This is a genomic window from Arthrobacter sp. P4_F10 (assembly GCF_056401435.1).
Genome location: NZ_JBFUJJ010000009.1, coordinates 200,043 through 220,654 on the forward strand (window position 1 = coordinate 200,043; position 20,612 = coordinate 220,654).

The following is a 20,612-nucleotide window of genomic DNA, read 5'->3' on the forward strand; positions in this document are numbered from 1 at the left end:
CACGCACATGAGCCCCGTCCTCCTCTTTATCCTCGGTGTCGTCTTCGTGGCGATCGGCATTGCCGTGTCCATTGCCCTGCACGAAGTCGGGCACCTGGTCCCGGCCAAGCTGTTCAAAGTCCGCGTCACCAAGTACATGATCGGATTCGGACCCACCGTCTGGTCCAAGAAGCGGGGCGAAACCGAGTACGGCCTCAAGGCCATCCCGCTGGGCGGCTATGTGTCCATGATCGGGATGTACCCGCCGAACAAGGAAGACGGCACCGTCCGCGCCTCCAGCACCGGCATGTTCCAGTCGCTGGCATCCGATGCCCGCTCCCTGGCCCACGAGGAAATCGGCCCCGGGGACGAAAAGCGGGTCTTCTACCGGCTGCCGGTCTGGAAGAAGATCATCATCATGCTCGGCGGGCCCGCGATGAACCTGCTGATCGGCGTCGTGCTGACCGCGGTGCTGCTGATGGGATTCGGTACCGCCAGCCAGACCACCACTATCGCGGACGTCTCCAAGTGCCAGGTCAAGGCCGGCGAGACCGTGGACCCGGATTCCGCCGACTGCAAGCTCACGCCCGCCGCGGCCGCGGGCCTGTTGCCGAACGACACCATCACCTCCTTCGACGGCAAGGCCGTCACCGGTTGGGACGAACTCACCGGCTGGATCCGGGCCTCGGCGGACAGACAGGTCAGCATCACCGTGGAGCGTGGCGGCGCCACGGTCTCCACCACCGTCATGCCCGTGCTCTCCGCCCGCCCGGTGATCGGTCCCGACGGCCGTCAGGCCAAGGCCGCTGACGGAAGCCTCCAGTACCAGGACGTCGGCTTCCTGGGCATCGGCGCCCAGACGGTACTCGTGCAGCAGCCGGCGTCGTCCGTGCTGCCGATGGCGGGGGAGAACATTGCGCAGGTTGCCGGGGTTGTGGTGAACCTGCCGGCCCGCGTGGCCGGCGTGGCCAAGGCAGCCTTCAGCGAGGAACCCAGGGACCCCAACGGCCCCATCAGCGTGGTGGGCGTGGGCCGCGTGGCTGGCGAGGTCGCCGCCATGGAGGAGGTCCCGCTGCAGTCCCGCTTCGCCGCCCTGATAGGTTTGCTGGCCGGACTCAACTTCGCCCTGGCCGTCTTCAACCTGATCCCGCTGCTGCCGCTCGACGGCGGCCACGTGGCGGGCGCGCTGTACGAGGGGGCCCGCCGCCAGATCGCCAAGCTGTCCGGCCGCCCGGATCCCGGAGCCTTCGATATCGCCAAGCTGCTCCCGGTGACCTATGTGGTGGCGGTGCTGCTGATGGGCATGGGAGCCTTGTTGATCTACGCGGACATCGTCAAGCCGGTCAATCTCTTCGGATAAGGGGAGCCGCACCGGCCGTTCCAGCCAAATGCCGCTGACTTTCACTTATAAGCTTATTTCAGCTGATTTTAAATAATCAGTTGTAAGTGATTGATTATTCAGGATCACCTCCCTAGGCTGAGGTCATGTACGTCATGACAATCGACCAGCGCGGCAGCACCGGCGACGTCGACCGCGTCCCCGGCCTCCTCAAGGAAGTCAGCGCACTTTCCACTGCAGGGCGCTTTGAACGTTCGGTGGGCGACGAGGTCCAGGGCGTCGTGGAGCGGGCCGACGAGGTTGTGGAGATCGCCCTGCATGCCCTGCGCAGCGGCCGCTGGTACGTCGGAATCGGGGTGGGGGAGGTGGACCTGCCGCTGCCCGCCAGCCCGCGGGAAGGCTCCGGTCCCGCCTTCGTGGCGGCCCGGGCCGCCGTTGACCGGGCCAAAGGGGCGGCCGCCCATGTGCCGCTCGCCGTGGTCGCCGGCCGCGGCCGGCGTCGGGCAAGTGCATCGGTAGGCGCAGCAGCGGCCGCGGACGGCGCCAACGGGTCCCGGGGGGCCAAGGCCTGCGCCAATGCCGAGGCGGTGCTTCGACTGATTGGTCGCCTGGTCCAGGACCGGACCGCGGCGCAATGGAAAGTCGTGGACGTGCTGCGCTCGGTGCGGCACGACACCCACGGTACCCACGGCACCCAAAAAGTTGCGGCGCAGCAACTCGGAATCACGGAGCAGTCGGTGAGCCGCGCAGTCCTCCGCTCGGGCTGGCAGGAAGAATGGGCGGCGAGGCCGGCGGCAGAAATGTTGCTGGCCCTCGCCCACGACACCGTAGAAGGAGAAAAGTGAACGCCCTCTGGATCACGCTGGCCCTGCTCACCGCAGGCTTCGCCGGCTGGCCGGTCACCGCCTGGGTGTTCCGTCTCGCCCGAACCATAGATGACCGGACTTTAGATGACGGGACCGACGCCGGCAGCACGGCCGGCGCGGCGGGTACTCCCGGAGGGGACGCGGCCGAGGATCCCTCCGCCGACTCCACCACAGACCCCGAAATCCAGCCGACCCCTGATGCCGCCCCGGACGCCGCGCCAGCCGCCGCGGCGGCCGCAGCGCCGGACGCGGCCCCGCCCGCCGACACCGTCAGCAGCGTGCGCATCCTGCGCGGCGGCGCCATCATTGGCATCCTGGAGCGGTTCGCCGTGTGCATGGCAATCCTCGCCGGCCAGCCAGTCGCCATCGCCTATGTCGTGGCGATCAAGGGCCTTGGCCGGTTTGCCGAGTTGAAAGCCACACCGGTTGCCGCCGAGCGGTTCATCATCGGAACCCTCACCTCCATGCTCTGGGCAGCCGGCGTTGCCGCCCTGACCAAGGTCCTCTTCCTCGGCTGACCGCGCGCCCCGGAGCCCCCCGGATGGGAACCGGGCAAACAGGGCGATAGTGTATCCATATGACTGTTTTTGCTGTGGAGTACGTGTACGACGCCGAATCTTCCGATGTCCGCGATGCCAGCCGCCCGGCGCACCGCGAATGGACGGCAGGGCTGGCCCGCGAGGGCGCCCTGCTGGCCAGCGGCCCCTACGGCGACGGTGCGGGCGCGCTGCTCATCTTCAAGGCGTCCGACGAGACGGCCTTGAATGACCTCCTGCGGCAGGACCCCTTCGCAGCCGCCGGTGCCATCTCGGGCACGCGCACCACCGTGTGGGCACCGGTGACCGGTCTTCTGGCCGAGCACGCCTAGCCCGTCCCGCCCACACCTTCGCTTCATCGAAACTAAAAGGGAGTCCATGTGACCTCGGTCAGCCTGGGAATGCCGTCAGCACCGCCCCCCGTTCTCGCCCCGCGCCGGAAGACGCGCCAGATCAAGGTGGGATCCGTGGGCGTCGGCTCCGATTCGCCCATCAGTGTCCAGTCCATGACCACGACGCCGACCACCGACATCAACGCCACCCTGCAGCAGATCGCGGAGCTCACGGCTTCCGGCTGCGACATCGTGCGCGTCGCCTGCCCGTCCGCCGATGACGCCGAGGCGTTGCCGATCATCGCCAAGAAGTCCCAGATCCCGGTGATCGCGGACATCCACTTCCAGCCGAAGTACGTCTTCGCCGCGATTGAGGCCGGCTGCGCCGCCGTGCGCGTGAACCCGGGCAACATCCGCAAGTTCGATGACCAGGTCAAGGAAATCGCCCGGGCCGCCAAGGACCACGGCACCTCGATCCGGATCGGCGTCAACGCCGGCTCCCTGGAACCCGGCATCATGAAGAAATACGGCAAGGCCACCCCGGAAGCCCTCGTGGAATCCGCCGTCTGGGAAGCCTCGCTCTTCGAAGAACACGGTTTCCACGACTTCAAGATCTCCGTCAAGCACAATGACCCGGTCATCATGGTTGCCGCCTACGAGATGCTGGCCGAAAAGGGCGACTGGCCCTTGCACCTCGGCGTCACCGAGGCCGGACCGGCATTCCAGGGCACCATCAAGTCCGCGACGGCGTTTGGCGCGCTGCTCTCCCGCGGAATCGGCGACACGATCCGCGTCTCCCTCTCGGCCCCGCCGGTCGAGGAAATCAAGGTGGGCAACCAGATCCTGCAGTCGCTCAACCTGCGCCCCCGCAAGCTGGAAATCGTCTCCTGCCCGTCCTGCGGCCGCGCCCAGGTGGATGTCTACACGCTCGCCGAGCAGGTCACGGCCGGCCTCGAAGGCATGGAGGTCCCGCTGCGCGTGGCGGTCATGGGATGCGTAGTGAATGGTCCCGGCGAGGCCCGCGAGGCCGATCTCGGCGTTGCCTCGGGTAACGGCAAGGGCCAGATCTTTGTCAGGGGCGAAGTCATCAAGACTGTCCCGGAGGATCAGATTGTTGAGACACTGATCGAAGAAGCCATGCGTATCGCGGAAGAGATGGGGGACGCCGATGGCGAAGATGCTGTCAAGGGTAGCCCCGTGGTTAGCGTCTCGTAGGGACGACGCCGCTCCCGGCGTCGTTGTCCGCGTCCTTGGAGGCGCCGACACCGGAGCCCTGCTGGCGCTGGCACACCGGGACGCCGTCGCCAATGTCTTCATCCTCTCGCACCTGGAGGCCGCCGGCACGGCGTCCCCCACGGCCGGGGGCGCCAGCATTCTTGGCGTGTTCGACGGCGACATCCTCCTCGGCGCCTGCTGGGCCGGCGCCAATCTGGTGCCGATCGAGCTGGCCCCCGACCTCGCGGGCCTCGTTGCCATGGCCGCGCACCGCTCCGGGCGCCGCTACGCCTCGATCTTTGGCCCCGCCGAAACTGTCCTGGCCATCTACGTGGCCCTGGAACAGCTCGGCCAGGTGGCCCATGAAGTCCGCGACCACCAGCCCCTGCTGACGATCTCGGGCCCGCCCGCTGTCCGGCCCGAGCCCGCACTCGACTTTGGCCAGCTGGCTGACTTCGACAAGATCCTGCCCGCGTGCGCGGCCATGTTCGAGGAGGAAGTGGGCTATTCGCCCTACCTGGGCGGCAGGGAGTATTACAGCCGCCGCGTCAGAAGCCTCGTCCGCCAGGGGCATTCCCTTGTGCACGTGAACGCGGACGGCCAGGTTGTCTTCAAGGCCGAACTCGGTGCCGTCACGCAGGAAGTGACCCAGGTCCAGGGCGTTTGGATGAATCCCGAGTTCCGCGGACTGGGACTGAGCGCGGGCTACATGGCCGCCGTCGTCGTCCTCGCGCAGACCCTCGCGCCGGTCACCAGCCTGTACGTCAACGACTTCAATTCAAAGGCGCGCGCCACCTACGACCGGGTGGGCTTCCACCAGGTCGGGACGTTCGCCACGGTGCTCTTTTAGCCGGCGCCGCCGGCCGTCATCTGCTGGGCACCCCGCAACGGACTTGTACGGACACGAAGGAATTATGCGGTTGCAGACTATTGATTCCCGGCCGCGTGTCACATAGGTTCTACCTAGCCGTGTCGCACAGGCGCGAGCGTTCCCCAGCGCATTTTTTCGGGGAAGGCGACGTCTGGAGGCGACACCAAGTAGCTCGCAGCCTGAGATCTGGGGGTGCTGGGGCCACGGGAGCCACGCCATGACGGGATGACCAGCCGGAAACGGCCAGGGGCTTCCACAGTTATGGCGTGGCTCTTCCACGTCCTGCGCACTGCCCCAGCGCGTCCGCCGCAGGGCCGCCGCGGCAAAGGGGTGCGCTCCGGACGGTAGATTAGTACCTAGATGCTTTTCCCGGTTTTGCCCGCACTTTCCCCAGAAACGGATATCCCACCTGTGGTCCTTCGACTCTCCAAGCTGTTCCTGCGCACCCTGCGCGAAGATCCCGCCGACGCCGAGGTAGCCAGCCACCGGCTCCTGGTCCGGGCCGGCTACATCCGGCGGGCCGCGCCGGGCATCTACACCTGGCTGCCGCTGGGGCTGAGCGTGCTGCGCAAGGTGGAGCAGGTCATCCGCGAGGAAATGACCGCCATCGGAGCCCAGGAAGTCCACTTCCCGGCGCTGCTGCCCAAGGAACCCTACGAGGCCACGAACCGCTGGACCGAATATGGCGAGGGCATCTTCCGGCTCAAGGACCGCAAGGGCAACGACTACCTCCTGGCCCCCACGCACGAGGAAATGTTCACCCTGCTGGTCAAGGACCTGTACTCCTCGTACAAGGACCTGCCGCTGAGCATCTACCAGATCCAGAACAAGTACCGCGATGAGGCACGTCCCCGGGCCGGCCTGCTGCGCGGCCGCGAATTCATCATGAAGGATTCCTACTCCTTCGACGTCGACGACGCCGGACTGGATGCCAGCTACGCCGCCCACCGCGGCGCGTACCTGAAGATCTTCGAGCGCCTCGGCCTCGAGGTGATTCCGGTTGCTGCCACCGCCGGCGCCATGGGCGGGTCCAAGAGCGAGGAATTCCTGCACCCCACCGAGATCGGCGAGGACACGTTCGTGCGCTCGGCCGGCGGCTACGCGGCCAACGTCGAGGCCGTCACCACGGTGGTCCCGGCGGACATCGACTTCAGCAACGCCCCGGCCGCCGAAATCCGGGACACCCCGGACACGCCCACCATCGAAACGCTCGTCGACGCCGCCAACGTCCTCGTTCCGCGCGCAGAGGCCGACGGCGGCCCCTGGACCGCCGCCGACACGCTCAAGAACGTCGTGCTCGCCGTGACGCTGCCGACCGGCGAACGCCAGCTCGTCGTCATCGGCCTCCCCGGCGACCGCGGCGTCGACCTCAAGCGCGTCGAAGCGAACATTGGCTCGTTCCTGCCGATTGCCGGCGAGATCACGCTCGAAGCCGCCAACGACGACGACCTCAAGAAGCAGCCCCTGATCGTGAAGGGGTACCTCGGCCCCGGCATGTCCCTGGATGCGCCGCTGCTGGGCACCGAGGGCGCCGCCAAGATGCTCTACCTCGTGGATCCCCGCGTCGTCAGCGGCTCCGCCTGGGTCACCGGCGCGAACGAGGCCGGCAAGCACGTCTTCGGCCTCGTCGCCGGACGCGACTTCGGCTGGGACGGCGTCATCGAGTGCACCGACGTGCGCGCCGGCGACGAGGCCCCGGACGGTTCCGGTCCGCTCGAAACCGCCCGCGGCATCGAAATGGGCCACATCTTCCAGCTGGGCCGGAAGTATGCCGCGGCACTGGATCTGAAGGTCCTGGACCAGAACGGCAAGCAGGTGGTGGTGACCATGGGTTCCTACGGCGTCGGCGTCACCCGCGCCGTGGCAGCCCTGGCCGAGTCCAACCACGATGACAAGGGCCTCGTCTGGCCGCGCGCCGTCGCCCCGGCCGACGTCCACGTTGTGGCCGTGGGCCGCGGTGAGGAAATCTTCGCTGCCGCCGAAAAACTGTCCCTGGAGCTTGAAGCTGCCGGCCTCGACGTCATCTATGACGACCGCCCCAAGGTTTCCCCCGGCGTGAAGTTCGGCGACGCCGAACTCGTCGGCGTCCCCACCATCCTCGCCGTCGGGCGCGGACTCGTGGACGGCGTCGTGGAGATCAAGGACCGCCGCAGCGGCGATGCCGAGAACGTAGCCGTTGACAAGGCTGTTGACTACGTGGTCAACGCCGTGCGCAACAGCTGATGCTGCTCCGTCCTAAGCCGTACTAAGTAGTGGTCTCCGGACTCGAGTCGATCCAGCTCGGAACTGTCATCCTGATCGTCGTGGCGGGCCTGGCGGCGGGCTGGGTCGACGCCGTCGTCGGTGGCGGCGGGCTCATCCAGCTCCCGGCGATGCTCCTGGTGCCGGGCATCAGCCCGGTCCAGGCGCTGGCGACCAACAAGATGGGCTCCATCTTCGGCACCACCACGAGTGCGGTCACGTATTACGGCCGTGTCCGGCCCGATCTGCGCACCGCCCTGCCCATGGCGGGGATCGCGATGGCGGGCAGTTTCGGCGGGGCGGCGCTGGCCGCCAACCTGCCCGCGAGCGTGTTCAAGCCGATCATCGTGGTGGCGCTGATCGCCGTCGCCCTTTTCACGGCCTTCCAGCCCGGCGTCGGTGAGCTGACCAAGCTGCGCCACGAGGGGCACCGGCACTACATGGTGGCTTGCGTGATCGGCGGCGTGATCGGCTTCTATGACGGCATGATTGGCCCCGGCACGGGCTCGTTCCTGATCATCGCCCTCGTCTCGGCCATGGGCTACGCCTTCCTGGAAGCCAGCGCCAAGGCCAAGATCGTGAACATGGCCACCAACGCCGGAGCCCTGCTGTTCTTCATTCCGCACGGTGCCGTGCTGTGGGGGCTGGGGCTGCTGCTGGGCCTGGCGAACATGGCCGGCGGCTACCTCGGTGCCCGGACTGCGGTCCGGCAGGGGAGCAGGTTCATCCGGATCGTGTTCCTGGTGGTCGTGGGTGCGCTGATCATCAAGCTCGGCTCCGACGTTTGGCAAGATAACTTCGCTTAGGCCGGCAGCTCCAGCGGCTCGGGCAGGCTGGTAAAGGGACTCCCGGTCCGCTGGCCCCGGGCGTAGCATGCAGCTATGTCAGCAGGTGAGGAACGCTACCGGGATGCCCTGGAGGCCGCGGCCGGGCACGCACGCCAGTGGCTCGAGAGCCAGGGAACACGCCACATCGGGCCACAGGTCACGGCGGCCGAGCTCGCGGCCGACTTCGGCGGACCGCTGCCCAAAGCGGGCATGCCGGCCGCGGAAGTCGTGGACTATCTCGCGGCCAAGGCCGAACCCGGGCTGATGGCCATGCCGTCCGGACGGTTCTTCGGCTGGGTCATCGGCGGCACACTGCCGGCTGCCCTGGCGGCCGACTGGCTGCTCAGCGCCTGGGACCAGAATGCGGGGCTGCGCTTCGCCACGCCCGCCACCGCCGCGATCGAGGAAGCCGCCGGCAAATGGATTCTTGAGCTGCTGGATCTACCCGAAGAGTCCGGCGTCGGCTTTGCCACCGGCGCCACCATGGCCAACTTCACTTCACTCGCCGCCGCCCGCTGGCGGCTCATGGCCGATGCCGGCTGGGATCTCGACGGCGACGGTCTCGCCGGTGCGCCCCGGATCCGCTGCTTCGTGGGGCAGGAACGTCACGACACCATCGACCTCGGCCTGCGCTACCTGGGCCTCGGGCGTCCCATTGTGGTGCCCTCCGACCGTCAGGGGCGCATCATCCCGGCCGAGCTGGATTGCGCCCTGGACCTTGCGCTCGGCGCGGGGGAGGACGGCCGCCCGGTCCCTGCCCTGGTGTGCCTGCAGGCCGGCAACCTGCATTCGGGCGCCTTCGACCCCTTCGCCGAGGCCATCGCCGTCGCGAAGGCGCATGGCGCCTGGGTGCACGTGGACGGGGCGTTCGGACTCTGGGCGGCCGCCGTGCCCGAGCTGTCCGCCCTGACTGCGGGAATCGGCCTGGCCGATTCGTGGGGGACGGATGCGCACAAGACCCTCAATGTCCCCTACGACTGCGGGATCGCGATCGTGCGCGACGCCCAGGCCTTGCGGTCGGCGATGGGTCTGCGCACCAGCTACCTGATCCAGGCCTCGGACGGTGTCGGGGACCCGTTCGAGTCCGTGCCTGAACTCTCCCGCCGCGCGCGCGGCGTCCCGGTGTGGGCGGCGCTGAAATCCCTGGGCCGCGACGGCGTCGCCAGCCAGGTCCGCACGCTCGTGCAGCGGGCCGCGCAGTTGGCCGAACAGCTCGCGGCGCTGGACGGCGTCGAGGTGCTCAACGACGTCGATTACACCCAGGTGTCCCTGGCGTTCGGGGACGACGCCGTGACGCGCGCCGTGACGGAGCGGATCATCGGCGACGGCCGGGTCTGGATGTCCGGTTCACACTGGCAGGACCGCGATATCCTGCGAATCTCGGTAAGCAACTGGAGCACGGACGACGCCGACGTCAGAGTCGCCGTCGACGCCGTCCGCGACGCATTGGCGGCCGTACGGGGCTAACCGCGGGGATTATCCGGTTACGCGGATCCGAAAGATGTGGACGGCGGTCACCTTGTATTCAGGGCACCCCGTAACTTCATCCTCCACGGAAGATGTCAGGCTGTTCACCGTTGCCCCGGGGAAGTGGAAGCCCGCGAACACCTGGCCCGGTTCCATATCGTCCGTGATCCTGACCCGCAGGACCGCCGTTCCATGCCGGCTGCCCAGCCGGACAAGATCACCGTCGCGGACGCCCAGTGCCGCCGCGTCCCCGGGTTCGACGTCGACCGTCTCTTCTGCGAGCAGGCGCAGGTTGTGCGTCCGACGGGTCATGCTGCCGGAGTTGTAGTGCTCTCCTCTGCGCCCGGTGATCAGCAGGAACGGGAACTCCGCGTCGCATTCCTCGCCCGGCGGCAGATAGGGCCGGGCGGCCAGGTGCGCCAGGCCGTCCGGCGTGGCGAACCGGTCCTGATAGAGCCGTGGTGTTCCGGGGGAATCGGCAGACCCGCACGGCCAATGCAGCGGGCCGTCCCGGTCCAGGCGTGGGTGCGAGATTCCACCGAACAGCGGCGCCACTGTGGCACATTCCGCCATGGCCTCCGCCGGTGTGGCGCAACCGAGGTCCGCCCCCATGCGGGCAGCGACGGCGTGCAACACGGCGAAGTCCGTGCGGACGCCGGCCGGGGGCGCCACGGCTTCCCGGACCCGCTGGAAGCGCCGGTCGAAATTGACGAAGGTGCCGTCCTTCTCAAGCCAGGCGGCCACCGGGAAGACGACGTCCGCCGCTGCTGCCGTGGGGGAGAGGAACAGATCGTTGCAGATCACCAGCGGGCAGGCAGTCAAGGCCGCCCGCACCGACGTGCTGTCAGGGTCCGTGGCGAGCACGTCCTCCCCGATCACCCACAGCGCTTTCAACGCCCCGTTCCGGGCGGCCTCGAACATCTGCGGGATCCGAAGCCCGGGTCGCGGCGGCACATCGGCCTGCCATGCCACGGCGCACCGGTCCCGCGCTGCGGGGTCCAGGACCTTCTGGTAGCCGGGCAGCAGGTCGGGCAGGGCCCCCATGTCCGACGCGCCCTGGACATTGTTCTGCCCGCGCAGCGGGTTCACCCCTGCGCCGGCACCGGGCCCCACGGCGCCGCGCAGGAGGGCCAGATTGGACAGAGTCCGGACACCGTCCGTGCCGTGCCGATGTTCGGTCACTCCGAGTCCGTAGAAGATTGCCGGAGCCGCCGCCTGGCCGTACATCACAGCCGCCCGCACCAGGTCCTCCGCCGGGACACCGGAGATGCCTGCGACACGCTCCGGCGGATAGTCGCCTAGCAACGCCAGCAGCTCCTCGTAGCCGCTTGTGTGCGCGTCAAGGAAGTCGGTGTCCACGAGTCCCTCGCGGGCCAGGACGTGTGCGAGGCCATTAAACACGGCCACGTTGGTACCCGGCCGGGGCCGAAGGTGGATGTCGGCGTGCCGGGCCAAAGAGGTGCGCCGGGGATCCACCACCACCAAGCGGACGCCGTCCATGACCCGCTGGAAAATCCGGGAACCGACGACCGGGTGCGCCGCCGTGGGATTGGCGCCTGCCAGGAGGACCGCGTCGCACCGGTCGAGGTCATCGAACGGGTTCGTCCCGCCGCCCAGGCCAAACGTGGCGGCCAGGCCGGCCGCCGAGGGGGCGTGGCAGAGCCGGGCGCAGTTGTCCACGTTGTTGGTCCCCATGAGGGCCCGGGCGAACTTCTGGGCCAGGTAGTTCTCCTCGTTCGTGGCCCGGGCCGAGGAGATGAGGGCGAATCCGTCCGGGTCCGCATCCCGAATTTCGGACAGCCTGGCGGCCACGTAAGTCGTCGCCTCCTCCCAGGACGCTGGCGTCAGGGTTCCGTCCCTGCGGATCAGCGGGGTGGTCAGACGGTCCGCGGAACCGAGGAACCCATGGGCGAACCGTCCTTTGACACACGCGTGGCCGCGATTCACCGAGCCGTCAGCAGCGGGCCGGACGGTCATGATCACGTTGTCACGGGTGGCGACCTCCAGGTTGCAGCCGACCCCGCAGTACCCGCAGGTTGTGCGCGTCTGCCGTTCGATCGGCAGCAGATTGAGCAGCCCGGGCTCGGAGAGCGCGCCGGTGGGGCAGGTGTCCACGCACGCCCCGCACGAGACACAATCGGACTCCGCCCAGGGACCCCCGGTTCCCGGCGCCACCACCGTGGCGGCTCCGCGGCCCACGAGGGTCAGGGCGAACGTGCCCTGGATCTCTGCGCACGCGCGGACGCACCGCCCGCAGGCGATGCAGAGGTCGCGGTCAAGCTTGACGTACGGGTGGGAGTGGTCAACTCCGCGCTCCGGTGGCACGACCGAACCGGCCGGGGCAGTCACCCCGTAATCGGCGCATTGCCGGACCAGTTCGCTGCGGTCGGCGGGGACATCCAGCGCCCGGGCGGGCAGCCCCGCGACGATGGCCCGCAGGGCCTCACGCCGCATCGCCCGGGACGCCTCGACAGTGATGCGCAGTCCGTCCTCGGCCGGGGTGCTGCAGGCGGCCGCCGGACCGCGGCCGGTGATGCCGACCAGGCACGTCCGGCACGAGGCCACCGTTGTGAGCCGGTCATCGTGGCACAGCGTCGGGAGGGCCAGGCCGGCCGCCCGCACCGCGTCGAGCACCGTAGCACCGGCGGCAACCTCGACCTGACGGCCGTCGACCAGGAGTTTCACGACCGCCATCCATCCAGTCCGTAGACGCGGGCGAGGCTTCGCACCGCGGCCGGCACCCGGCGGCCGAAAGCGCACAGGCTGCCCGCCGCCATTGTGCGCAGCACTTCGCTGCGTTCGCGGCGAATGTCCTGGTCATCCGGCCGCTCCGACAAGGCCCGGCCGCGCCATGCCCCCACCCGGCAGGGCGAGCATTGGCCGCAGCTCTCCGCGGCGGCAAAGTCCCACAGGTTCCGCAGCACTTGGCTGCCGGACAGCCTGTCATCGAAGGCGACGATTCCTGCGTGGCCGAGGGCTGCTCCGTGCCTGGTCAGCGCGGCATCACTCAGCGGCACATCCATGTCCTCGGGGCCGACGAAGCCGCCTAGGGGTCCGCCGATTTGAAGGGCGCGCAGTGTTGCACCGTCCCGAAGGCCGCCGCCGAGATCCTCCACGATCCGCCTCACCGGCGTGCCGATCTCCACCTCGTAGGCGCCGGGCCGGAGGAACCGTTCGGACAGGCAAGCGACCACTGTGCCGGCTTCATCCGCGGTCCCCATCGCCGCGTACGCTGGTCCGCCGTGCTGCACTATCCACGGCACCGCGCTGAGGGTTTCCACGTTGTTGACCACCGTGGGCCAGCCGTGGAGTCCGCGCGCGGTGGGAAACGGCGGACGGGGCCGCACGACGCCGCGCAGACCTTCGAGCCCGTTCAGCAGGGCCGTTTCCTCACCGGAGACGTACGACCCTGCGCCAACAGCTACGTGGACCTCCAGGCTGAATCCGCTGCCTCCCACGTCCGGGCCGAACTGCCCGGCAGTGCGTGCCTCGAGCAGCGCTTCCTGCAGGCGGGCGACCGCGTCGGGATACTCTGAGCGGACAAACACGACGCCGGTGGCTGCACCGACGGCGAAGCAGGCAAGGGCAAGACCTTCGAGCACACGGTGCGGGTCCCGTTCCATGAGCAAGCGGTCCGCAAAGGAACCGGGGTCGCCCTCATCGCCGTTTGCCACGACCACCCGCGGTGCAGGGTGCTCCAGTGCGGCCCGCCATTTCGCGGCGACGCGGAAGCCGGCCCCTCCCCGTCCCTTCAGCCGGGCGGATTCGACCTGGCTGAGGACAGCTTCGGGTGTTCCTGAGGCCACGACGGCGGGCCAGACCGACCAAGGTGTCGACGCTCCGAGCAGTCCGGCGGTCACTACGGGGAACGTACTGTCCCGGTACACCGGGATGGGCGGGGCTTTCTGCGGTGACGTTCCCAGCAATTGAGCCGGCAGGTCGGCCCCGGCACACGCGTTCTCGCCGTCGAGGGCTGCCGGTCCGCAGAAGCAGTAGCCGAGGCAACGCACTTCCTGGAGTGATAAGGCGCCGTCCGAACTTCGGTTCCCCGCCTCCACTCCCAGGGCAGCCTCCACGTCCGCCATGTGCCTGCCTCCGGACGCCGCGAAGCAGGCGGCTGCGCCGCAGACCCGGATGTGCCGGGTTCCGCGCGGCGCGGAGAAATCGGCGAAAAACGAGGCCGGTCCCTCGGCCGCTGCCGCGGGGAGCCCGAGCGCGCGGGCAATCGCGGCAGGAGCAGCGTCCGGGGTGCGGAGCATGGTCCTGACGTCCCCGATCGGCCGCCCGAAGCGGGCCGCATACCGGAGGAACGGATCGTCATTGTTCCGGTACTCCTGCCCACCGGGGTCGGCGGCTGAGCGCCCGCCAGGGGAATCGTGCATGCATCCAGCCTTCTCCCCGGGACCCCCAGTCGGGGAAGAGCCTAAAGACCCCGGAAGGTGAAATGCCTCTGGAACGGGCCGGCCCTAGCGCCGATCCGCCGCCCAGTGGGCCGGGTCCTCGCCCGGTCCGGGCAGCTCCTGCGGAGCGGGCAGGCCGGGAAGCGTCCGGCCCGCCAGCGTACTCGCCACCCACAGCGAACGGGCCAGATCGCCGTCGTGGTGACGCTGCGAGGCGTACCCCAGGGAGTTCCCCACCTCGCGGACCAGGCTCCACTGCCGGGCGGTCTCGGCGTCCAGACCGGCGGCCGCACTGAAATCCCCGCAACGTGCGAGCAGGGCCCGTGCGGGATCTTGCTGCGGCAACTCGCGGAGCCTGTTCCACAGCACGGGGGCCACGGCAAATTCGGCCTCGCCGATCATGGGCTGGGGATCGATCGCAGCGTACGGTTCCAGCCCCGCCGGTGCTTCCTGACGGGCGCCCGGTCCCGGCACACCGGGCCGGGCGAGGATGTTCAAGTAGTGCAGGTCCGCGTGGACCAGGACGTCCTTGCCTGACCGCCTGCCCACGGCGCCGCGGGTCTGGCAGACCTCAAGCGCTGCCTCGAGCAACCACCGGGGGAACGGCCGCGCCAGCTGCTCCCACGTCGCGGGGAGTTCATCGCTCCACTGTTCGGCCCGGGCCGCCACGTGGTCGATTTCCTGCCACCCGGGCCGGTCATCGGGGACCACGCTGAGCTGGCGGACCACGCCGCCCCACACCGTCACCGCCGTTTCCAAAGGGACATCCAGGAGGGAGCGGCAGGCATCCAGGCGCTCCAGGAGCAGGACGCAGGATCCGGCGTCGGCGGCCAGGAGCCTGACGGCGCCATGGCCTCCCCACAGGGCGAGGGCGTGGTGTTCGCGGGTGGCCTCCTCATGCGGGAAGGCCACCTTCAGCACAGCCAGGCTGCCGTTGCCGCCGGATCCGTCCCCGTCCCTGCGCCGGACGGGGATGACGACGCCGCCGTGACCGTTCCACGGAAGGGCGCCTGGCTCCAGATCCGGCAGAAGCTCCCACTGATCGAGGAAGTGTCCGATCAGGCCGGGAAGTGATGCCAGCCAGGCACGTCCGTCAGGCGTGCGGGAGTAGCGGCGGGAAAGATCGGGCGGGATGGGGACGACTGGGATGGGGCTCACGGGACCTATCGTAGGTGCCGGAGTGCTTGATGCAGGCTTGGCGGGTGTGTCAGGTTGGGCGCAGCGGGCTTAGACGATGCCGCTCGCGCCGAGCGCGCTGCCGATCGCGAACGTGGCCACCAGCGCCACGGCGCCGCCAATCACCACGCGGATGGCTGCCCTGAGCTTCGAGCCGCCGCCTATCCACGCGCCGACGGCGCCGGTGGCCGCCAATGCTACGAGCACGGCCACGAAGGTCAGCGGGATCCTGATGTTTTCCGGCGGGAGCAGGATGGCCAGCATGGGCAGGATCGCGCCAATGAGGAAAGCGATGGCAGAAGCGAACGCCGCGTGCCACGGACTCACGATGTCGGTTTCGTCAATGTGGAGTTCGGCTGAGAGGTGCGCGCCGAGGGCATCGTGTGCCGTGAGCTCCTTGGCCACCGTCCGTGCCGTCGCGGGGCTCAATCCTTTGCCCTGGTAGATCGCGGCGAGTTCCTCGAGCTCCTCCTCGGGTTGTTCCGCAAGTTCCCGGCGCTCCTTCTCGATCAAGGCGTGCTGGCTGTCCTTCTGGCTGCTGACGGAGACGTATTCGCCGAGGGCCATCGAGATGGCGCCGCCCACGACGCCTGCGACGCCCGCGACCAGGATCGGCCCGGTGTCCGTCGTGGCGCTGGCGACACCGACGACGATCGCGGCGACCGAGACGATGCCGTCATTGGCCCCCAGGACGCCCGCGCGGAGCCAGTTGAGGCGGTGCGCGATGTCGTTGTGGTGCGGCTCGTTCTCGTGCAGGGTTGCGGCGCCGGTCGTGTCCATGACTACAGCAAATCACCCCGGCCAAAGGCATGCCAGTATTCCGAGGCTAACCAAAATAAGCCGAGGCTTGGTCGCGTGCTCAGTTTGCCGGCTGTGACGGCGGCGTGGTGGGTTCCAGGCCCGGCAGCGTGGCGGGGTCAAGGCCCGGCAGGGCGCCGGGATCCGTGCCCCACAGCACGGCCCGCTTCCCGGCACCGAGCAGGGCCGCGATGGCCCACTGCCGGGTCTCACCTTCGCTCAGGGCCACGAGGTCGCCGTACGCGGGCAGCGCGGCGGCCTCCAGGCTGCCGAGGCCGGCGGCTGGGGAGGCCAGGAAGGACTGACCCAGCGTGTAGCCGGCCTCCCGCGGCGGAACAGTGGAGCAGTGCAGCCGGCTCAGCAATTCCGCGCCGCCGAGGAGCGCGTCATGGCGGGCCAGTTCCTCGGCCGCGGATTTCGCCGCGGCGCCGCCGAGCCGGGGCAGCGCCACCTGGTAGCCGTAGATGGTCTGCGCTTCGGTCCGGACCACCGCCGCCAGGGCACCGCCGAGGCCGGCCGCGGCCGCGGCCGCGGACTGCCCTGCCGAGGACTGCCCGGGACCGGGCTGCCCGGCGGAGGACTCGGCGGCACCGGATTGCGGAGTCGCGGACGGGGACGGGCATGTGCCGGACAGCCGCGGTGCGGCCACGTCGACGGCCGGCGCCGCCGTCCCGGTGCCGGCGGCGAGGGCGGTAGCCTGCAGCAGCTGGGCGGTGCCGACTGCAGCCAACAGCCGTGCAATGCCGCCGTCGGCCACGGCAGCGTCTGCGAGGCGCTGGTTCCCGCTGTCCGCGAGAGCCGCCACGAGCCCGGCGGCGGTCGAAGGCAGGGGTGCGGCGGTCGCTCCGGCACTGGACTGGCCGGCACTGGACTGGCCGGCACTGGTCTGGCCGGCACTGGTCTGGCCGGCACTGGTCTGGCCGGAAACGGACGGAGCCGTTGAGGCGGAGGAGGTTGCCGGGGCCGGGGGCGTTGCCCGGCCGGAGTCAGCGGCCGCTGCGCTGGCTGCGTCCGCAGGACTTTCCCCCGGTGCCAGCAGGGCCTGCGCCTGGGTTGTCAGCAAGGTCACAGTCCGTTCGATGGCAGGGTTCCCGGCACCGGCCGAAGGGACGTCCGTGCTGCCCGCCGAGCTGTGTTTTGAACCGTCTTGCTTCGCGGTGCCAAGCTGGCTGCCAGCGTCCTTCAACCGCACGGTTTCTGCCAGTGCGGCGGCGCGCGCCTGTTCGGAAAAGGGCGGATCCGCAGGTTCCGGCGGCCGGGCCGGCATCAGGACCACCCCCAGGCTCACCACCACCAGGGCGAGGCACAACAGCAGAACGTAGCGGGGGAGCGACCGGGGAAAGTGATCCTGCCATCGCTTTTCCCTGGTGTCGTCGTTCACAACAGACCATGTTGTCATGCCGGCCCGGAACACGTGCACCACGCCGCCCGGAAAATCGCTAGGCTAGTACACACAACATTATCTAGCGGGAGGCGGCCGGCATCATGACGAACGCAGAAGCCACGACTTCAACAGACCGGACCGGGACGGGGAAGGCTGAAGCCGCACCCGTTCAAAATGTCGAGGCCGAGCGCCTTCACGCACTCCTGGAACCCGCAGTGCTGGCGAACCGGCTGTATCTGGAGGACGTTTCCATCCATGTCGCCGGCGCCAACCGGGTGGTCCACGTAGTGGTGGACCTGCCGCAGGAGGAGACCGGCGGCGTCGGGCTCGACGTCATCGCGGAGATCTCCAAGACCCTCTCCGACACCCTGGACAACGACCCCAGCATGGACGCGCGTCCCTATGAGCTCGAGGTCTCCTCACCCGGCGTCGGACGTCCACTGACGGAGGAGCGGCACTGGCACCGCGCCCGCGGACGGATGGTCAACGTGAACGTGATCCAGGGTGACAACGTCACCGGCAGGGTCCAGTCCGTGGATGATGGGGGAGTCACCCTCGTCCCGGAAATTGCCGTCAAGAAGGGCATGAAACCCAAACAGGGTGAACCCGTCAAGCTTCCTTTCGACAGGATCCGCAGCGGAAAAGTCGAGATAGAGTTCAGCCACCTCGAAGAGGCCGGTCTGGAAAAAGCAAACAATGGACCTTCTGAGGAGGCCTGATGGATATTGACATGAGCGCGCTGAGACTTCTGGAGCGTGAGCGTGAAATCCCGCTGGATCTCCTGATTCCGACGATCGAGCAGGCCCTGCTGGTGGCCTACCACAAGACCCCCGGCGCCTTCGAAAAGGCCCGTGCCGAGCTCGACCGCAAGAGCGGCCACGTGACCATCTGGGCCACCGAGATCGACGACGACGGCGCCCCGATCGGCGAATTCGAGGACACCCCCGCCGGCTTCGGACGCATCGCGGCGAGCACCGCGCGGCAGATCATTCTGCAGCGCCTTCGGGACGCTGAGGACGACAACGTGCTGGGCCAGTTCAAGGGCCGTGAAGGTGAGCTCGTGGCCGGCACCATCCAGCAGGGCAACAACCCGCACATGATCCAGGTCAACCTGGGCACGGTGGAGGCGCTGCTGCCGCCGCCCGAGCAGGTTCCCGGCGAGAAGTACATCCACGGCAACCGGCTGCGCGCCTTCGTGATCGACGTCCACCGCGGCACCAAGGGCCCGTCCATCACGCTGTCCCGCTCCCACCCCGGGCTCGTCCGGAAGCTCTTCGAACTCGAAGTTCCCGAGATCGCGGACCGTTCGGTCGAGATCGTGGCGCTTGCCCGCGAGGCCGGCCACCGCACCAAGATCGCCGTCAAGGCAAACACTCCCGGCGTGAATGCCAAGGGTGCCTGCATCGGTGAAATGGGTTCTCGTGTCCGGGCGGTCATGACGGAACTGAACGACGAAAAGATCGACATCGTTGACTACAACGACGATCCGGCGACCTTCATCGCCAGCGCCCTCTCGCCGTCGCGCGTGAACTCGGTCACGATCACCGACGAGGCGACCCGTTCTGCACGGGTGGTCGTTCCCGACTACCAGCTCTCCCTGGCCATCGGCAAGGAGGGCCAGAACGCCCGTCTCGCCGCCAAGCTCACGGGATGGCGAATCGACATCGTCTCCGACGCCGCCGTCAACACCGGCAAATAGCTCGCAAGCGCGCAGCACACGAACACAGGCGCCGGGCCGCCGTCGTGGCCCGGTGAGCGTGTGCACTCTCACGGGTCAGCCGTGATTTCCGAGCTGACCGGCACGCCTGGGTTCGGGACTCGGGCGCCGGAGGGGCTAGAATAGAAGATGACCGCGCCTAACGGCCGGTATCCGTGTGTCTTTGGCGCGTCTGGGTTTTCCCAGATTCCCGGGACGCGGTGATTCACCAAGCAGTTGTACGGGCAGGAAGATACTCGAACGTGGCACATGTGCAACACCTCGGGAATCAGCCGCAGCGCACTTGTATCGGATGCCGACAAAAAGGGTCGCGGTCGGAGTTACTCCGGCTCGTCGCCGGCGCCGGTGGTTCGTCCGCCGTCGTGGTGGATGAACGACGCCGGATGGCTGGCCGGGGAGCATGGCTGCACCCCAGCGAAAAGTGCCTGGCACTGGCGGTCAAACGTCGAGCGTTCGGTCGCGCCCTCAAGGGCGCAGCCGGTACAGCTGATGTGGAACGCCGGATCACTGCCGGCACGGAAGCCGTGGGCACCCCGGTGACCGCAGCAACAACCGTCCAACCTGAAAGCGGGTCAGAAAACTGATGGAAACCCGATGAGTTCCCAGCGATGAGTGCGCAACGATGACAACTTTGTTGCGCTCTGCAATGGGCCTTTCAGCTGCATTCGCGGCGGAGGCCCGCAGTAAGAAGTAGACGGTTCGTGCCTGGCTCGGTGCGGACCGAGACAGGAGAAATGTGGCCAAGGTCCGCGTACATGAGCTTGCTAAAGAGCTCGGTATTACTTCCAAAGATGCAGTAACCAAACTGCAGGAACTGGGCGAATTCGTTCGCTCCGCCTCGTCAACTATCGAGGCTCCCGTTGTGCGGAAACTGCGCAACGCTTTCCCCGACGCCCCCGCAGCTTCGAAGTCCGAAGCTCCGGCGTCCGCCCCCCAGGCATCTGCCAGCCCGGCAGCGACCCGTCCGGCGCCTGCGCCTGGCCCCGCTGCGCCCAAGGCTGCGGAACCCAAGGCTGAAGCTCCGGCTCCGGCCGCTGCGGCACCTGCCGCTGCGCCCGCCGCTCCGGCAGCCCCCGCCGCCCAGGCTCCGGCAGCCCCCGCTGCCCAGGCCCCGGCTGCTCCCTCGACGGGCATCAAGCCCGGCGCGCGTCCGGCCCCCAAGGCTGAAACCCCGGCTGCTCCGGCACGCCAGGGCGGTTCTGCACCGCGTCCGGGCGGTCCCCGTCCCGGCAACAACCCCTTCGCCACGTCCCAGGGCATGCCCCGCGGCCGCGGCGGCGACAACGATCGTCCCTCGCGTCCGGGCAACAACCCGTTCGCTCCGTCCCAGGGCATGCCCCGTCCGGGCGGAAGCCGCACCGAGGGTGAACGCCCCGGTGGTCCGCGCCCCGCAGCAGGCGCAGGCGGCCCCCGTCCGGGTGGTCCCCGTCCGGCAGCAGGCGCAGGCGGCCCCCGCCCCGGCGC

At 68.7% G+C, this 20,612-nt stretch carries 18 protein-coding genes; 13 read left to right on the forward strand and 5 right to left on the reverse strand.

Translation table 11 applies throughout. The features are described 5' to 3' along the window. Positions 1-7: 7 nt before the first annotated feature. The 9 genes from AC1DR1_RS12405 (at position 8) to AC1DR1_RS12445 (ending at position 9,673) form a co-directional block, all read left to right on the forward strand. Complete coding sequence (locus AC1DR1_RS12405) at positions 8-1,339, forward strand: M50 family metallopeptidase (protein WP_229993413.1); 1,332 nt, start codon at positions 8-10, stop codon at positions 1,337-1,339. Positions 1,340-1,464: 125 nt separating this feature from the next. Continuing rightward, positions 1,465-2,163 (forward strand): MarR family transcriptional regulator, encoded by a 699-nt coding sequence (locus tag AC1DR1_RS12410; RefSeq protein WP_229993412.1) that lies wholly within the window; start codon positions 1,465-1,467, stop codon positions 2,161-2,163. Next, complete coding sequence (locus AC1DR1_RS12415) at positions 2,160-2,702, forward strand: hypothetical protein (RefSeq protein WP_229993411.1); 543 nt, start codon at positions 2,160-2,162, stop codon at positions 2,700-2,702. Before AC1DR1_RS12410 ends, AC1DR1_RS12415 begins: the two co-directional genes overlap by 4 nt. Before the next feature lie 59 nt (positions 2,703-2,761). Then, the gene (locus AC1DR1_RS12420) at positions 2,762-3,052 is read left to right on the forward strand and encodes a YciI family protein (RefSeq protein WP_229993410.1); all 291 of its coding nucleotides are present in this window, start codon (positions 2,762-2,764) and stop codon (positions 3,050-3,052) included. 48 nt (positions 3,053-3,100) lie between these two features. Further along, entirely contained in the window at positions 3,101-4,267 is a 1,167-nt protein-coding gene (gene ispG, locus AC1DR1_RS12425) for a flavodoxin-dependent (E)-4-hydroxy-3-methylbut-2-enyl-diphosphate synthase (RefSeq protein WP_028277109.1), read from the forward strand. After that, the gene (locus AC1DR1_RS12430) at positions 4,221-5,117 is read left to right on the forward strand and encodes a GNAT family N-acetyltransferase (RefSeq protein ID WP_414645530.1); all 897 of its coding nucleotides are present in this window, start codon (positions 4,221-4,223) and stop codon (positions 5,115-5,117) included. The genes ispG and AC1DR1_RS12430 overlap by 47 nt, the downstream gene beginning before the upstream one ends. A gap of 432 nt (positions 5,118-5,549) precedes the next feature. Next, positions 5,550-7,361: a proline--tRNA ligase gene (locus AC1DR1_RS12435; protein ID WP_229993409.1), complete on the forward strand. Its 1,812-nt coding sequence runs from the start codon at positions 5,550-5,552 to the stop codon at positions 7,359-7,361. 29 nt (positions 7,362-7,390) lie between these two features. Then, positions 7,391-8,185, forward strand: a complete 795-nt coding sequence (locus tag AC1DR1_RS12440; protein WP_229993408.1) for a sulfite exporter TauE/SafE family protein — start codon at positions 7,391-7,393, stop codon at positions 8,183-8,185. A 75-nt stretch (positions 8,186-8,260) separates the two neighbouring features. Then, entirely contained in the window at positions 8,261-9,673 is a 1,413-nt protein-coding gene (locus AC1DR1_RS12445; protein ID WP_229993407.1) for a pyridoxal phosphate-dependent decarboxylase family protein, read from the forward strand. Positions 9,674-9,682: 9 nt separating this feature from the next. On the opposite strand, the gene fdhF is transcribed toward AC1DR1_RS12445, so the two are convergent. The 5 genes from fdhF to AC1DR1_RS12470 all read right to left on the reverse strand — a co-directional run bounded on the left by fdhF (position 9,683) and on the right by AC1DR1_RS12470 (position 17,428). After that, positions 9,683-12,367: a formate dehydrogenase subunit alpha gene (fdhF, locus tag AC1DR1_RS12450; protein WP_476992658.1), complete on the reverse strand. Its 2,685-nt coding sequence runs from the start codon at positions 12,365-12,367 to the stop codon at positions 9,683-9,685. After that, the gene (locus tag AC1DR1_RS12455) at positions 12,355-14,055 is read right to left on the reverse strand and encodes an NAD(P)H-dependent oxidoreductase subunit E (protein WP_476992659.1); all 1,701 of its coding nucleotides are present in this window, start codon (positions 14,053-14,055) and stop codon (positions 12,355-12,357) included. The genes fdhF and AC1DR1_RS12455 overlap by 13 nt, the downstream gene beginning before the upstream one ends. An 84-nt stretch (positions 14,056-14,139) precedes the next feature. Further along, positions 14,140-15,231: an aminoglycoside phosphotransferase family protein gene (locus AC1DR1_RS12460; RefSeq protein WP_476992660.1), complete on the reverse strand. Its 1,092-nt coding sequence runs from the start codon at positions 15,229-15,231 to the stop codon at positions 14,140-14,142. Positions 15,232-15,300: 69 nt separating this feature from the next. Then, entirely contained in the window at positions 15,301-16,029 is a 729-nt protein-coding gene (locus AC1DR1_RS12465; RefSeq protein ID WP_476992661.1) for a VIT1/CCC1 transporter family protein, read from the reverse strand. 79 nt (positions 16,030-16,108) lie between these two features. Then, positions 16,109-17,428: a ferritin-like domain-containing protein gene (locus AC1DR1_RS12470; RefSeq protein ID WP_476992662.1), complete on the reverse strand. Its 1,320-nt coding sequence runs from the start codon at positions 17,426-17,428 to the stop codon at positions 16,109-16,111. A gap of 104 nt (positions 17,429-17,532) precedes the next feature. Here AC1DR1_RS12470 and AC1DR1_RS12475 point away from each other — a divergent pair, with 104 nt between their 5' ends. From AC1DR1_RS12475 to AC1DR1_RS12490, 4 genes are all read left to right on the forward strand, one after another. Next, the gene (locus tag AC1DR1_RS12475; RefSeq protein WP_229993401.1) at positions 17,533-18,150 is read left to right on the forward strand and encodes a ribosome maturation factor RimP; all 618 of its coding nucleotides are present in this window, start codon (positions 17,533-17,535) and stop codon (positions 18,148-18,150) included. After that, a complete protein-coding gene (gene nusA, locus AC1DR1_RS12480; protein WP_018774503.1) occupies positions 18,150-19,130 on the forward strand; it encodes a transcription termination factor NusA in 981 nt (326 codons plus the stop codon). Before AC1DR1_RS12475 ends, nusA begins: the two co-directional genes overlap by 1 nt. Before the next feature lie 269 nt (positions 19,131-19,399). After that, entirely contained in the window at positions 19,400-19,732 is a 333-nt protein-coding gene (locus AC1DR1_RS12485; protein ID WP_476992663.1) for a YlxR family protein, read from the forward strand. A gap of 152 nt (positions 19,733-19,884) precedes the next feature. After that, the coding region (locus tag AC1DR1_RS12490; protein ID WP_476992664.1) for a translation initiation factor IF-2 N-terminal domain-containing protein at positions 19,885-20,612 on the forward strand (728 nt) is incomplete at its 3' end.